Consider the following 13863-nt stretch of genomic DNA (forward strand, 5'->3'; position numbering starts at 1 on the left):
CCGCCGCTGCATGCGTCATTAGACTTGGTACCAAGTCGAAAGAGGTTTTGAAATGTTTGAGTCCGTACAGGGTCTGTTGGATGAGCATGACTCCATTCAGGCGCAGCTTGGGGATCCTGCTGTCTATGCTGACCAGAAGCTGGCCCGGAAGCTGGGGCGGCGTTCGGCGCAGTTGAACGGCATTGTGGAGGCCTACCACCGCTGGGAAGGCATCCGCGATGACCTGGCGGCGGCCAAGGAGATGGCGGACGAGGATCCGGAATTCGCCGCCGAGGTGCCCGAGCTTGAGGCGGCCCTGGATACGGCGGCGGCCAAGCTGCGCCGGCTGCTGATCCCGCGCGACCCGGACGACGCCCGCAACGTGATCCTCGAGGTTAAGGGCGGCGAAGGCGGCGACGAGGCTGCCCTGTTCGCCGCGGACCTGCTGCGGATGTACACCCGGTACGCGGAATCCCGCGGCTGGAAGACCGAGCTCATCTCCGCCACCGAATCGGATCTCGGCGGCTACAAGGACGTCCAGATGGCCGTCAAGGGCAACTCCAACGACCCGGCCGAAGGCGTCTACGCGCGGCTCAAGTTCGAAGGCGGCGTGCACCGCGTCCAGCGCGTTCCCGTGACCGAGTCGCAGGGCCGCATCCACACCTCCGCCGCCGGCGTGCTGGTGCTGCCCGAAGTGGACGAGCCCGAGGAACTCGAGATCAACCAGAACGACCTCAAGATCGACGTCTACCGTTCCTCCGGCCCTGGCGGCCAGTCCGTGAACACCACCGACTCGGCCGTGCGCATCACCCACCTTCCCACCGGGATCGTTGTCGCGATGCAGAACGAGAAGTCCCAGCTGCAGAACCGCGAGGCCGGCATGCGCGTGCTGCGTGCCCGCATCCTGGCCCACCAGCAGGAGCAGATCGACGCCGAGAACTCGGCCCAGCGTAAGTCGCAGATCCGCACCATGGACCGCTCCGAGCGCATCCGCACCTACAACTACCCGGAAAACCGGATCGCCGACCACCGCACCGGCTACAAGGCGTACAACCTGGACCAGGTCATGAACGGCGACCTCGAACCGGTCATCCAGTCCGCCATCGAGATGGACGAACAGGCCCGCCTCGACGCCATCGGCGACTAGCCCGGATCCGGCCCGCCGATGACACCTGAGCCTGATGATTCCTGATCCTGCGCCGCGCCTCGCGGACGCCGTCCGCGAGGCCACGGCCGTACTCGCCGCCGCTGGCGTGCCTAGCCCGAAGGTCGACGCCGAACTGCTCGCCGGGCACCTGCTCGGCGTCGGTCCGGGCCGGGTCAGGGCCCTGGTGCTCGGCGACACGCCGGCGCCCGCCGGCTATGCCGAGCTGGTGGCCGAGCGCGCGCAACGGATCCCGCTGCAGCACATCACCGGCGTGGCGCACTTCCGCTACCTCGAGCTCGCGGTGGGCCCCGGCGTGTTTATCCCGCGGCCGGAAACCGAGTCCGTGGTCCAGCTCGTGATCGACTGGCTCAAGGACGCGGCACCGTCGGCGGACCCCAAAGTAGTGGACCTGGGCACCGGCTCGGGGGCGATCGCCGGCTCGATCGCGCACGAGGTTCCCGGCGCCGAGGTCCACGCCGTGGAATTCAGCGAGTTCGCGCACGCCTGGGCGGCGAAAAACCTGCTGCCGCTCGGCGTCCGCCTGGTGCGCGGCGACCTCCGGGACGCACTGCCCGAACACAACGGAACGTTCGACGTCGTCGTCTCCAACCCGCCGTACATCCCCGCCGAAGCGGTCCCCAACGAACCAGAAGTGGCGCTGCACGACCCGCCCGAGGCGCTGTACGGCGGGGGAGCGGACGGAATGGAACTCCCGGCGGCGGCGGCGGCGTCCGCGGCGAGGCTGCTGGTCCCCGACGGCTACTTTGTGATGGAACACGCCGAGGTCCAGGCCAGCTGGATTGCCGCGATGCTGGAGCGCTCCGGCCTCTGGTCCGGGGTTACGACACATCTGGATCTCAACGGCCGCGAACGCGCCACCAGCGCCGTACGCAGACCGGCTCCCACCCGCAGTGATGAAAGGATGTCCCAGTGACGACCAGCTACGATTGCGCCGACGCGGACCAGCGCGCCGCAGGACTCGAACACGCCCAGCGCGCCATCCGGGCACACAAATGCGTGGTGCTCCCCACCGACACCGTGTACGGAATCGCCGCGGATGCCTTCTCGCCGCAGGCCGTGACGTTGCTGCTCGCCGCCAAGGGCCGCGGCCGGTCGATGCCGCCGCCGGTGCTCATCCCGCGGCTGAACGCCCTCGACGGCCTCGCCACCGATGTCCCGGCCGAGGCCCGGCGCCTTGCCGAGGCGTTCTGGCCCGGGGGGCTGACGCTGATCCTGCACGCCCAGCCCTCGCTGGACTGGGACCTTGGCGAGACCAAGGGCACCGTTGCCCTCCGGCTCCCGGCCGACGACGTCGCCCAGGACCTGCTCACGCTCACCGGGCCGCTGGCGGTTTCATCCGCCAACCGCACCGGCCAGGCCGCCGCGCAGAGCGCCGCCGAAGCCGAAGCGCAGCTGGCGGAGTCGGTGGAGGTCTACCTTGAAGGCGGCCACCGGCCGGTCGAGGGGGACGGCGCCGAGCCCTCCACCATCATCGACGCGACCTCCCTGCCGCTGCGCGTGGTCCGACAGGGCGCCATCAGCCTGGAGCGCCTGCGCGAAGTGGTGCCGGGCGTGCTCGGCGCCGGCGAAGAGGCTCCGGCCGAGGACAGCAGCGCCGACTCGGCCCCCGACGATTCCCAAAGGAACTGACATGCAGCCCAAAGTCGCCGTCGCGGCCGTAACCTTTGACCGCCACGAGGAACTTGCCCTGCTCCTGAAGGGCCTGGCCGAACAGACCGCCCCGATCCACTCGATCGCGCTCGTCGACTCCGGCACGGCGCCGGCCACCGACGTCGTCGAGTCGCAGGGAGCGGACAACATCAACTACCTGCGCTCCGAAGCGAATCTCGGCGGCGCCGGCGGCTTTGCCTACGCGATCCTGGCCGCCATGGCCAGCGGCGCCGAGTGGATCTGGATGATGGACGACGACGGCCACCCGGAGGACGCCAGCTGCCTCGCCGAGCTGCTCAAGACCGCCGAGGAGCACCAGCTCGACATCGTGAGCCCGCTGGTCGCCGCCACGGCCGACCCCAACCGGCTCTCCTTCAACTTCCGGATCAACGGGCTGCTGACCAACGACCGCTCGCGGCTGGCGCCGATGGGCTACCTCCCGGACATGGTGCACTTCTTCAACGGCGCGTTGATCCGGACCGAGGTCTTCTACACGATCGGCATTCCGGATGTGAAGTTCTTCATCCGGGGCGACGAAGTCGACTTCCTGTCGAGGGTGAAAAAGGCCGGCCTGAAGTACGGCACGCTCGCCACCGTGGCGGTGCAGCACCCCGCCACCTGGACGGAAATGAAGCCGGTCTTTGGCGGCTTCATCACCCCCGTCATCCCGGAGGGCGAGTTCAAGCGCTACTGCTACTTCCGCAATCGGGGCTACCTCACCCGCAAGTACCGGAACCTGCGCTGGTTCGGTGCGGACGTCATCGGCTTCCCGTACTACTTCCTGAAGGCCGGCGACCTCAAAGGCCTCGCGCACTGGTTCCGCGCCTACTCCACCGGGTTCCGCGGCAAGGGCTTCGGCTCGCCCGCACAACTTATGTCCACCAACAGCTAGGCCGCCGTGGAGAACCTGTTCGCCGTCGTCGTCACCTACAACCGTGCCGACTACCTTCGCAACCTGCTCGATTCCTTCGCCCGCCTCGGCACCCGCCCGGCGCGGATCATCGTGGTGGACAACGCGAGCAGCGACCACACGGCCGATGTCGTCTCCGCGGCGCTGGCCGGCGGGCTGCCGATTGAGTACGCGCGGTTGGGCGAAAACGTCGGCGGCGCCGGCGGGTTCTCCCGCGGCGTGGAGCTTGCGCTCGCGCGCGGCGCGGAGTGGCTGTGGCTGATGGACGACGACGTCGAGGTGCTTCCCGGCGCTGTGGAGGCACTGGAGAAGTTCACGCCGGACTACTCCTGCCTGATCGGCCGCCGCTACGATGCCGACGGCAAACCCTTCTTCTGGCAGCACCATTTTGTCGAGGCGCTGGGGATCTTCCTCCCGGTCTCCCGCGATGTGTTCAAGCATTCCGAGGTGTTCCGCACCAATGTGGGAAACTTCGAAGGCATGCTGATCAAGGCGTCTCTGGCCCGGAGCATCGGGCTCCCGGACCCACGCTTCTTCATCACCTGGGACGACCTGATCTACGGCTGGCTCGCCGCGCAGCAGACCCCGGTGGTCTACGTCAACGCGTTCGTGATCAAGAAGGTCCGCGCGCAGCGCCAGGTGGACCTGGGCCTGCGCCACCTCAACGATTCCTCCGACCTGAGCCGCCGCTACGTGATGCGGAACCGCGGCCACGTCGCGCACTACCTCAGGGCCCACGGCAAGTTCAACCGGCTCGGCTTCGGGGCAGGGACGGCGCTGACATTCCTGAAGGAAATAGTCCGCCTGGTCCTCGTCGAACGGACGCTGAAGGGTACCGGTGCGCTCTGGCGCGGATGGCGGGAATCACGCGCCATCCTCGCCGACAGCGGCTGGAAACCCATGCCGCCGCTGCCCGCGGACCCGGGCGGCGGCCGCGAAAGAGATTAGTATCGTTCTAGGCCCCGACGCCGTCCGACAGTTGCGACGGGGTATTTTCTGAAACAGGCGCATGGCCGCCGTGGTAGTGGAAGTCGGTTGCAATCTCTGTTGACTACGAAATCTGAAGCGCGCGAATCAGCCGCACAACGGGACGAGAAGCCCGCCCTCTGGATCTGGATCCAGCTGTTCCTCGACTCGATGTCGTGGATTGTGGCGATTGTCCTCGCCCTGCTGCTGCGCTACGAGATGGGTATCCGGGTAGAGCAGTTCACCGGCGCCTTCGTCATCGCCGCCATCGCCGTGGTCGCGCAGATACTGGCCGGCTATGCGTTGGCCCTGTACCGCGGCCGGTATCCGTTCGGCAGCTTCCAGGAGGCCCGGGCACTGGTTTTCGTCACCGTGATTGTGGCCGCCTCGATCACCGCGGTCCTGCTGGTGCTGTACGAGGCCATCAACATCGGCCGCAGCGTGGGCCTGATCGCCTTCCCCTTCGCCTGCCTCTTTATGGGCGCGGCCCGCTATGCCAAACGGCTCTACGTCGAGGGAAAGACGCGTCCCGGCGACGAGGCGCAGAACACCCTGATCTACGGCGCGGGATTCCTCGGCAACTCACTCCTGACCCGGATGCTGCAGGACCCGGAGTCCCCGTACTTCCCGGTCGGCCTGATCGATGACGATCCGGCCAAGAAGCACCTCCGCCTCTCCGGAGTCCAGGTCCTCGGCCGGGGAGAAGACCTCCCGGCGATCATCCGCCGGACCCGCGCGAGGGTGCTGGTGCTGGCCTTCGCCAACGTCGAGGCCTCGGTGGTCCGCCGCATCTCGGACGCCGTCGACGGCCTGAACATTCGCGTGCTGGTGCTGCCTCCGCTGCGCGACATGCTGGGCGGCGGGGCACCCGACGGCTTCTCCGATTTCCGCGACGTCGCGGTCGAGGACCTGATCGGCCGGCGGCCTGTCGACATCAAGGTCGACGAAATCGCGGGCTATATCAAGGACAAGCGTGTGCTCGTGACCGGCGCCGGCGGCTCGATCGGCTCGGAACTCTGCCGCCAGATCGTGCAGTTCTCGCCGGCGGAACTGATCATGCTCGACCACGACGAGACCGGGCTGCAGCAGACCCAGATCTCCATTACCGGCCGGGGCCTGCTGGCCGGCCGCGATACCGTACTTGCCAATATCCGCGACGGCGAGGCGCTGGCAGACATCTTCGAGGACCGGCGCCCCGAAGTGGTCTTCCATGCGGCCGCCCTCAAGCACGCGCCCCTGCTCCAGCAGTACCCGGTCGAAGCCTGGAAGACCAACGTCTGCGGGACCCTGAACGTGCTGCGCGCCGCCCAGCGTGCCGGCGTCTCGCATTTCGTGAACATCTCCACCGACAAGGCTGCCAACCCGACCACGGCCCTCGGCCACTCCAAGCGCGTCGCGGAAAAGCTGACCGCCTGGATGGCCGGCCAGACCGGCGGCAAGTTCGTCTCCGTCCGCTTCGGCAACGTGATGGGCAGCCGCGGCTCGATGCTCCCGCTCTTCACCGAGCAGATCCGCGTGGGCGGCCCTGTCACGGTCACCGATCCCGACGTCACCCGCTTCTTCATGACGATTCCGGAGGCCTGCCAGCTGGTGATCCAGGCCGGTGCGATCGGCGCAGGCGGCGACGTGATGATCCTGGACATGGGCGAGCCGGTACGGATCCTGGACGTGGCGCAGCGCATGATCGCCATGTCCGGCAAGAAGGTCGACATCATCTACACCGGACTGCGGCCGGGGGAGAAGCTGCACGAGGAGCTGGTCGGCACCGGCGAACTGGACCAGCGGCCCCTGCATCCGAAGATTTCCCACACCAAGGCCTCCCAGCAGGACCCGGACAAGCTGGACCTCAACGTCTGGCTGGCCCGCTGCGAAGCGGAACAAGGCGCCAGCATCGCGGACATCCCCGACGATGAGGCCGACGAAGCGGGAGAGATCCGGGTGGCGTCGTGATGCCGCTGGCCGTGGTGGCCGGCATCACGCTGCTCGCCAGCCTGCTGCTTCCCCTTGCGGTGAAGCCGTGGCTGGTCCGGATGGGCGTGGTGGACATTCCGTCCGCCCGCTCCTCGCACCGCACGGCGACGATCCGGGGGATGGGCGTGGCCACCGCCCTGGCCAGCGGCGCCGGCTACCTGGCGGCGGTCTTCCTGGGCGTCGTCACGGTGGACCGTTCGGTGTTCGCCGTGGTGCTGGCGATCATCGCCGCGTGTTCGGCGGTGGGCTGGATCGAAGACCTGCGGGGCCTGTCCATCCGGGGCCGCGCCGCCGCGCAACTCGGCATCGGGGCCGCCGGCTCGGCGGCGCTGATCGTGCTGACCGCGCAGTCCTTCTGGTGGCTCCCGCTGGCCGCCGTGGCGATTGCGGCCTACGTCAACATTGCCAACTTCATGGACGGCATCAACGGGATCTCGGGCCTGCACGGGGTCACCGCCGGCGGCGCCTACGCGATGGCCGGCGTGCTGTCCGAACAGCCCTGGCTGACGGCCGGCGGCGCGGTGCTGGCGATGTCCTTCCTCGGCTTCCTGCCCTGGAACCTCGGCCGCGGGTCGGTCTTCCTGGGCGACGTCGGCAGCTACCTGCTGGGCGCCTCCATCGCCGCCCTCGCCGTGGCCGGGTTCCTCTCCGGCGTCTACGTCGAATACGTGCTCTCGCCGATCCTCGTCTACGCCGCGGACACCGGCTACACCCTGCTGCGCCGGATCAAGGCGGGGGAGCGCTGGTACGCGTCCCACCGCGAGCACGTTTACCAGCGGCTCACCGACGTCGGGTTTACACATCTGCAGTCAGCCGCGACAGTCACGGCGTGCACCGCCGCGGTGATTGTCCTCGGATTCGTCGCCGCCACGGCACCCCTGCCCGCCGTCGCCCTCTGTGTAGCCGGCAGCCTCCTGATACTCGGGCTGTACCTCGCGTCCCCCGATCTGATCCGCAGGTTCCGCCGCCGTTCCAAGGTCACCCGCATCCCCGTGGCCTAGCCGTGTTCTATCTCGTGTAGAATTCAGGGGCGGCATGTCGCCGCGCCCCCTGCCCTTGACAGCACCGACGATTGGGATCCCATGAGCTCCAGCGCCGAGTCCGGACGCGCGTCCGGCAGCGGACCCGTTGGCGCTTCCGGCCCCACAAAATCGCTGTGGTTGAGGCTGCTCGCCATCAGTTCTGCGGCCGCCGGGGGAGCGCTCCTGGTGACCGCGGCCCTCGCTTTCGTCTTCAACGGCGGCTTTGGGTCCCTGTCGAGCCTCTTCGGCGGCGCACTCGTGATGGCGTTCTTTGCGATCAGCCTGGCGATCGGCCACTTCGTCGGACGCAACAACCCGTCCGGAGCGATCGGCTTGTTTGTCGCCACCTACTTCGTGAAGGTCGTCGGCTTCGCCGTTGTGCTCTTCGTCATCGGCGCTCCGGGCTGGCTGCACGAACGCTGGTTCCTGATCGGCGCCGTCGTCAGCGTTGTCGCCTGGCAGGCGGCCGAGATCATTGGCTTCGGCAAGGCCCGGCTGCAAATCTACAACGACCCCGAACGGACGGAAGGCGGCCCGCGTGCCTAGCCGCGAAGACCCTGAGAAGAACACCCGCAAAACGTCCCGTACTACCGGCGGTGCACCTGGCGTGTCGCAGGACGGCAACGACGGCGGATACAACGCCGGCATCGCCGTCTTCAGCTACATTGTTGGCGGAATCATCGTCTGGAGTTTGATAGGGTGGGGTCTGGATAATCTGTGGGGAACCCGCTGGATTGTGCTCGCAGGCGCCCTGCTTGGAGCTGCGGGAGGGTTCTATCTTTCTCATATGCACGGCCTCACCAGTCACCGAAATTCGGCTGGTGGAGACGGCGCTGCACGTGGCCCGTCCAAGGACGCGGAACAGTAATGCCAAAAAATTTCAGAGGGGGAATGGCTGACAGGAATGTCGCCGCTCCCCGCCCAACGCCCAATGATGGACACTGCAGAGAGGAAACGCGTTGATCGCGCTTGCGCTCCCGGCCCAAGATTCAGGAGAGTTCACTCCTCCTGGAATTGAACAATTGCACCTGCCGGCTATCCTGCCCTGGGGTGCGGCCGAAGGATTCTCCAAGCAGATGCTGCTGGTGATCCTCTCGGTCGTCATTATCGCTACATTCTTTGTGCTGGCTGCGCGTAAGCAGCAGCTCGTCCCCGGCAAGCTGCAGTTCGCCGGCGAGGCCGCCTACGGCTTCGTCCGCAACGGGATCGCCAAGGACATCATCGGCGGCAAAGACTTCATGAAGTACGTCCCGCTGCTGTTCAGCCTGTTCTTCTTCATCCTGGTGAACAACATCTACGGCGCGATCCCCGTCATCCAGCTCCCGAGCTTCTCGCACGTCGGCGGCGCCTATGTGCTCGCCGCGATCGTGTACGTCACCTGGATCGCGATCGGCATCAAGAAGAACGGCCTGAAGTACTTCAAGCTGGCCACCGTGCCGAGCGGCGTGCCGATCTACATTCTCCCGATCGTCATCCCGATCGAGATCATCTCCAACTTCCTGGTCCGGCCCGTGACGCACAGCCTCCGTCTGTTCGCCACCATGCTGGCCGGTCACCTGATCGTGATGATTGCCGGCTCCGGCATCGAGTTCCTGGTCATGCAGGAGAATGTCCTGCTGAAGGGCGCCTCGGTACTGGTCCTGGCCGGCTCGCTGGCGATGTACATGCTGGAAGCGCTGATCATGGCGCTGCAGGCCTACGTCTTCACGCTGCTGACCGCGATCTACATCGAAGGCGCACTGCACGCCGACAGCCACTAAGGCACCCCAAAAACTTCCCCTCGCGGGGATGAAGCAAGCCAAACAACCTGCCACCTGGATGGCATCTTGAAAGGAAAAACATGAACGGCTCCATCAACGGTTCCCTCAACCTCATCGGCTACGGCCTCTCCGCCATCGGCGGTGGTATCGGTGTGGGTCTCGTGTTCGCTGCCTACATCAACGGCGTAGCACGTCAGCCGGAAGCTCAGCGCGTGCTGCAGCCGATCGCATTCCTCGGCCTTGCGCTGACTGAAGCCCTCGCCATCCTCGGCCTGGTCTTCGCATTCGTTCTCAAGTAAACCTTCAGAACCCAGCGAACATCCAGAACCGAGTAGATAAGGACGGGTGAAATATGAAGCAGCTGATCATCTCAGCCGCCACCGAGGGTGCACCCAACCCCCTCGTTCCCAACATCTGGGAAATGTTTGTCGTCTTTGTAGGCTTTGCCGTCCTCTTGTTCATCGTGACGAAGTACGTTGTCCCGATGTTCGAGAAGAACTTTGCAGAGCGTGCCGAGGCCATTGAAGGCGGCATCGCCAAGGCCGAGAAGGCCCAGGCAGAGGCTTCTGCAGCACTCGAAGAGTACAAGCAGCAGCTCACCGACGCCCGCACCGAGGCCAACCGCATCCGCGAGGAAGCCCGTGCCGAAGGCGCCCAGATCCTTGCGGATCTGAAGGAGAAGGCAGCTGCTGAGTCTGCCCGCATCACCGCCCAGGCACACGCGCAGATCGAATCCGAGCGCCAGGCGGCCGTCGTGTCGCTCCGCGCCGAGGTCGGCACGCTGGCGACCACGCTGGCTGGCCGCATCGTGGGCGAAGCACTCACCGATGATGCACGTTCGGCCCGTGTGGTTGACCGCTTCCTGGCAGATCTGGAGAACCAGAACGCAGGTGCAGCTAAGTAATGGCAGGTGTATCGAGCGAATCGCTGACCGCGGCACTCGTCGCGTTGGAGGCCAAGCTTCCCAACGCGTCGCTGCAGTTGGCTAAGGAACTCTTCGGAATCCTGGGAACGGTGGACAGCTCGGCTGGCTTGCGCCGTGCCCTGACTGACCCGTCTCGCAGCGGTGACGAAAAGTCGGCGCTGGTCAAGCAGCTCTTTGGCGGAAAAGTCTCCGCCGACGCTGTGGAGATCGCGAGCGGGCTGGCCGGCTCACGCTGGGCGTCGGCTCGTGACATCGGCGATGCACTCGAGACTCTTGCCGCTTCGGTGGTAATTGCCGTTGCTGAAAACAAGTCGGCAGTCTCTGCCTCGGGCATCACCGGACTGGAAGCGCTGGAGAACGATCTGTTCGCCTTCAACCACGCCGTCGATGCCAGCCACGAGGTGCAGCGTGCCCTGTCCGAGCCGCAGGCGAGCCAGGCAGCCAAGGTTGCCCTCGCCGAGAAGCTCGTGCCCAGTGCAAGCGAGGAAGCGAAAGTCCTTATCGGACAGGCAGTGTCGCAGCCCCGCGGGCTCAAGGCCACTAAGCTCGTCAGCCGTTTTGCCGAGCTTGCCGCCAAGCGCCAGCAGCGCTGGATCGCCACGGTCAGCGTCACCCGTCCGCTGACGGAGGCCCAGACCAGTCGTCTGCAGGCAGGGCTCAATGCCCTGTACGGCCGCGAGCTCAAGATCAACATGAACGTTGACCCGGCACTGATCGGTGGCATCCGGATCCAGATTGGCGACGAAGTGGTTGACGCTTCGGTCCTCGCCCGCCTGGGCCAGCTCCACCGCCAGCTTGCTGGTTAGCCGGACAAGCACAACTTACCGACAAGAAACCCCGGTCATCGTGAGCAACGATGATCACGAAAACAGGAGAGCAGGGACTGCAGATGGCCGAATTGACCATCAACGCCGACGACGTCCGTAATGCGTTGAACGAGTTCGCGGCGTCCTACGAACCCGGAAACGCAGAGCGCGTAGAGGTTGGCCGCGTAACAACCGCAGGTGACGGCATCGCCCGTGTTGAGGGCCTTCCCTCGGTCATGGCGAACGAGTTGCTTCGTTTCGAAGACGGCACGCTGGGCCTGGCCCAGAACCTTGACGTCCGCGAAATCGGCGTGATCGTGCTCGGTGACTTCACCGGCATCGAAGAGGGCCAGGAAGTCCACCGCACCGGACAGGTTCTGTCCGTCCCGGTCGGCGACGCCTTCCTCGGTCGCGTGGTTGACCCGCTGGGCCAGCCCATCGACGACCTCGGCGAGATCAAGGCCGAGACCACCCGTGCCCTGGAACTCCAGGCGCCCGGCGTGACCCAGCGCAAGTCGGTCCACGAGCCGATGCAGACCGGGCTCAAGGCCATCGACGCCATGATCCCGATCGGTCGCGGCCAGCGTCAGCTGATCATTGGTGACCGCCAGACCGGCAAGTCCGCCATCGCCATCGACACGATCATCAACCAGAAGGCCAACTGGGCTTCCGGCGACGTGAAGAAGCAGGTGCGCTGCATCTACGTGGCCATCGGCCAGAAGGCGTCGACGATCGCCGCTGTACGCCAGACCCTCGAGGACAACGGCGCGCTGGAATACACGACCATCGTGGCTTCCCCCGCCTCCGACCCCGCAGGCTTCAAGTACCTGGCACCGTACGCCGGCTCGGCCATCGGCCAGCACTGGATGTACGGCGGCAAGCACGTCCTCATCGTCTTCGATGACCTGTCCAAGCAGGCCGAGGCCTACCGTGCCGTGTCGCTGCTGCTGCGCCGCCCGCCGGGACGCGAAGCCTACCCGGGCGACGTCTTCTACTTGCACTCCCGTCTGCTGGAGCGTTGTGCCAAGCTCTCCGACGAGCTCGGTGCGGGTTCCATGACCGGCCTGCCGCTGATCGAGACGAAGGCGAACGACGTTTCCGCCTACATCCCGACCAACGTCATCTCCATCACCGACGGCCAGATCTTCCTGCAGTCGGACCTCTTCAACGCCAACCAGCGTCCCGCCGTCGACGTCGGCGTGTCCGTCTCCCGTGTTGGTGGCGCCGCGCAGGTGAAGTCGATGAAGAAGGTTTCCGGTACCTTGAAGCTGGAACTGGCGCAGTACCGCGACATGCAGGCCTTCGCGATGTTCGCGTCGGACCTCGATGCCGCTTCCCGCCAGCAGCTGACCCGCGGCGCACGCCTGATGGAACTGCTCAAGCAGGGCCAGTACTCGCCGTTCCCGGTCGAGGACCAGGTCGTCTCCATCTGGGCCGGCACCAACGGTTACCTCGACGACGTTCCGGTTGAAGACATCAACCGGTTCGAGAGCGAGTTCCTGGAGCACCTCAAGCACAAGTCCTCCATCCTGACGACGCTGGCCCAGACCAACGTCATGGACGACGACACCGCTGAAGCGCTGAAGACCGCGATCGTGGACTTCAAGAAGGGCTTCTTCGGCGAGGGCGACAGCCTCCTGGTCGGTGCGGGGCACGAGGAGTACGCCCCGATCGACGAGGACCAGGTCGACCAGGAAAAAATCGTCAAGCAGAAGCGCTAGTTTCGCTGGCAGGGACTGCCGGGACCCCCGCGGGTTCCGGCTGTCCCGGCCACCGGGATCTTAGGAAAGGATAAGTATGGGAGCCCAGATTCGGGTCTACCGCCAGAAGATCAGCTCGACGACGTCGATGCGCAAGATCTTCAAGGCGATGGAACTGATCGCTACCTCGCGCATCGGCAAGGCCCGCGCACGCGTAGCGGCTTCACTGCCTTACGCAAACGCGATCACGCGTGCCGTTTCTGCTGTCGCAACTCAGAGCGAAATCGACCACCCGCTGGTTACCGAGCCGGAGCAGATCCGCCGCGCCGCCGTCCTGGTCATCACCTCCGACCGCGGCCTCGCAGGGTCCTACTCGGCGACCGTGCTCAAGCAGGCGGAAGGTCTCACCGAGCTGCTCCACGAAGAGGGCAAGGAAGTCAAGACGTACGTCATGGGCCGCAAGGCGCAGGCATACTTCGAGTTCCGTAACCGCCCCTACGAGCGGGTGTGGACCGGCAACACCGACGCACCGTTGTTCGAGACTGCGCGGGAGGTCGGCGAAGCCTTGCTGGCTGACTTCGCTACGGCTTACGAAGAGGGCGGCGTCGACGAGATCCACGTTGTCTACACCCGCTTCAAGTCCATGGTGACTCAGGAGCCGACGGTTATCCGCCTGCTCCCGCTTGAGGTCGTCGAAGAGCAGGCTGCTTCCGAGTCGGAACTCCTGCCGCTCTACGAATTCGAGCCGGAAGCGGAGCAGGTACTCGATGCCCTGCTGCCGCGCTACATCGAGTCACGCATCTTCGCCGCCATGTTGCAGGCAGCAGCTTCCGAGCTCGCAGCCCGCCAGCGTGCGATGAAGTCCGCCGGCGATAACGCCACGGACCTCATCAAGAAGTACACGCGTCTGCGCAACACTGCCCGCCAGGCTGAAATTACGCAGGAGCTTTCCGAAATCGTGGCAGGCGCCGACGCGTTGAACGCGTCCTAGCCGGCCCGCTACGGA

Annotated in this window: 15 protein-coding genes; all 15 read left to right on the forward strand. The window is 65.8% G+C overall.

The window, feature by feature from the left end; all coding sequences use genetic code 11:
* The first annotated feature begins 52 nt into the window (after positions 1 to 52).
* The 15 genes from prfA (at position 53) to ACZ5Z0_RS15225 (ending at position 13848) form a co-directional block, all read left to right on the forward strand.
* Complete coding sequence (prfA, locus tag ACZ5Z0_RS15155; RefSeq protein WP_138768890.1) at positions 53 to 1126, forward strand: peptide chain release factor 1; 1074 nt, start codon at positions 53 to 55, stop codon at positions 1124 to 1126.
* A 34-nt stretch (positions 1127 to 1160) separates the two neighbouring features.
* On the forward strand, positions 1161 to 2060 hold the full coding sequence (gene prmC / locus ACZ5Z0_RS15160; RefSeq protein ID WP_464109138.1) for a peptide chain release factor N(5)-glutamine methyltransferase: 900 nt from the start codon (positions 1161 to 1163) through the stop codon (positions 2058 to 2060).
* Positions 2057 to 2776, forward strand: a complete 720-nt coding sequence (locus ACZ5Z0_RS15165) for an L-threonylcarbamoyladenylate synthase (RefSeq protein WP_464109139.1) — start codon at positions 2057 to 2059, stop codon at positions 2774 to 2776. Before prmC ends, ACZ5Z0_RS15165 begins: the two co-directional genes overlap by 4 nt.
* A 1-nt stretch (position 2777) precedes the next feature.
* The gene (locus tag ACZ5Z0_RS15170) at positions 2778 to 3689 is read left to right on the forward strand and encodes a glycosyltransferase (protein ID WP_464109140.1); all 912 of its coding nucleotides are present in this window, start codon (positions 2778 to 2780) and stop codon (positions 3687 to 3689) included.
* 6 nt (positions 3690 to 3695) lie between these two features.
* Positions 3696 to 4655 (forward strand): glycosyltransferase, encoded by a 960-nt coding sequence (locus ACZ5Z0_RS15175; protein ID WP_464109141.1) that lies wholly within the window; start codon positions 3696 to 3698, stop codon positions 4653 to 4655.
* 99 nt (positions 4656 to 4754) lie between these two features.
* Positions 4755 to 6623 (forward strand): polysaccharide biosynthesis protein, encoded by a 1869-nt coding sequence (locus tag ACZ5Z0_RS15180; RefSeq protein ID WP_464109142.1) that lies wholly within the window; start codon positions 4755 to 4757, stop codon positions 6621 to 6623.
* On the forward strand, positions 6623 to 7645 hold the full coding sequence (locus ACZ5Z0_RS15185) for an MraY family glycosyltransferase (RefSeq protein ID WP_464110800.1): 1023 nt from the start codon (positions 6623 to 6625) through the stop codon (positions 7643 to 7645). The genes ACZ5Z0_RS15180 and ACZ5Z0_RS15185 overlap by 1 nt, the downstream gene beginning before the upstream one ends.
* An 81-nt stretch (positions 7646 to 7726) precedes the next feature.
* The gene (locus ACZ5Z0_RS15190; RefSeq protein ID WP_464109143.1) at positions 7727 to 8212 is read left to right on the forward strand and encodes a hypothetical protein; all 486 of its coding nucleotides are present in this window, start codon (positions 7727 to 7729) and stop codon (positions 8210 to 8212) included.
* The gene (locus ACZ5Z0_RS15195) at positions 8205 to 8534 is read left to right on the forward strand and encodes a hypothetical protein (protein ID WP_464109144.1); all 330 of its coding nucleotides are present in this window, start codon (positions 8205 to 8207) and stop codon (positions 8532 to 8534) included. The genes ACZ5Z0_RS15190 and ACZ5Z0_RS15195 overlap by 8 nt, the downstream gene beginning before the upstream one ends.
* A 91-nt stretch (positions 8535 to 8625) precedes the next feature.
* Complete coding sequence (atpB, locus tag ACZ5Z0_RS15200; protein ID WP_138768899.1) at positions 8626 to 9426, forward strand: F0F1 ATP synthase subunit A; 801 nt, start codon at positions 8626 to 8628, stop codon at positions 9424 to 9426.
* A gap of 80 nt (positions 9427 to 9506) precedes the next feature.
* Positions 9507 to 9725, forward strand: a complete 219-nt coding sequence (gene atpE, locus ACZ5Z0_RS15205; RefSeq protein WP_211882710.1) for an ATP synthase F0 subunit C — start codon at positions 9507 to 9509, stop codon at positions 9723 to 9725.
* A gap of 53 nt (positions 9726 to 9778) precedes the next feature.
* The gene (locus ACZ5Z0_RS15210; RefSeq protein WP_138768900.1) at positions 9779 to 10330 is read left to right on the forward strand and encodes a F0F1 ATP synthase subunit B; all 552 of its coding nucleotides are present in this window, start codon (positions 9779 to 9781) and stop codon (positions 10328 to 10330) included.
* Positions 10330 to 11157, forward strand: a complete 828-nt coding sequence (locus ACZ5Z0_RS15215) for a F0F1 ATP synthase subunit delta (RefSeq protein ID WP_464109145.1) — start codon at positions 10330 to 10332, stop codon at positions 11155 to 11157. The genes ACZ5Z0_RS15210 and ACZ5Z0_RS15215 overlap by 1 nt, the downstream gene beginning before the upstream one ends.
* 83 nt (positions 11158 to 11240) lie before the next feature.
* On the forward strand, positions 11241 to 12878 hold the full coding sequence (gene atpA, locus ACZ5Z0_RS15220) for a F0F1 ATP synthase subunit alpha (protein ID WP_138770419.1): 1638 nt from the start codon (positions 11241 to 11243) through the stop codon (positions 12876 to 12878).
* 76 nt (positions 12879 to 12954) lie between these two features.
* Entirely contained in the window at positions 12955 to 13848 is an 894-nt protein-coding gene (locus ACZ5Z0_RS15225; RefSeq protein ID WP_138768902.1) for a F0F1 ATP synthase subunit gamma, read from the forward strand.
* Positions 13849 to 13863 lie beyond the last annotated feature (15 nt).

It is taken from the genome of Arthrobacter sp. T2-23 (assembly GCF_055398325.1).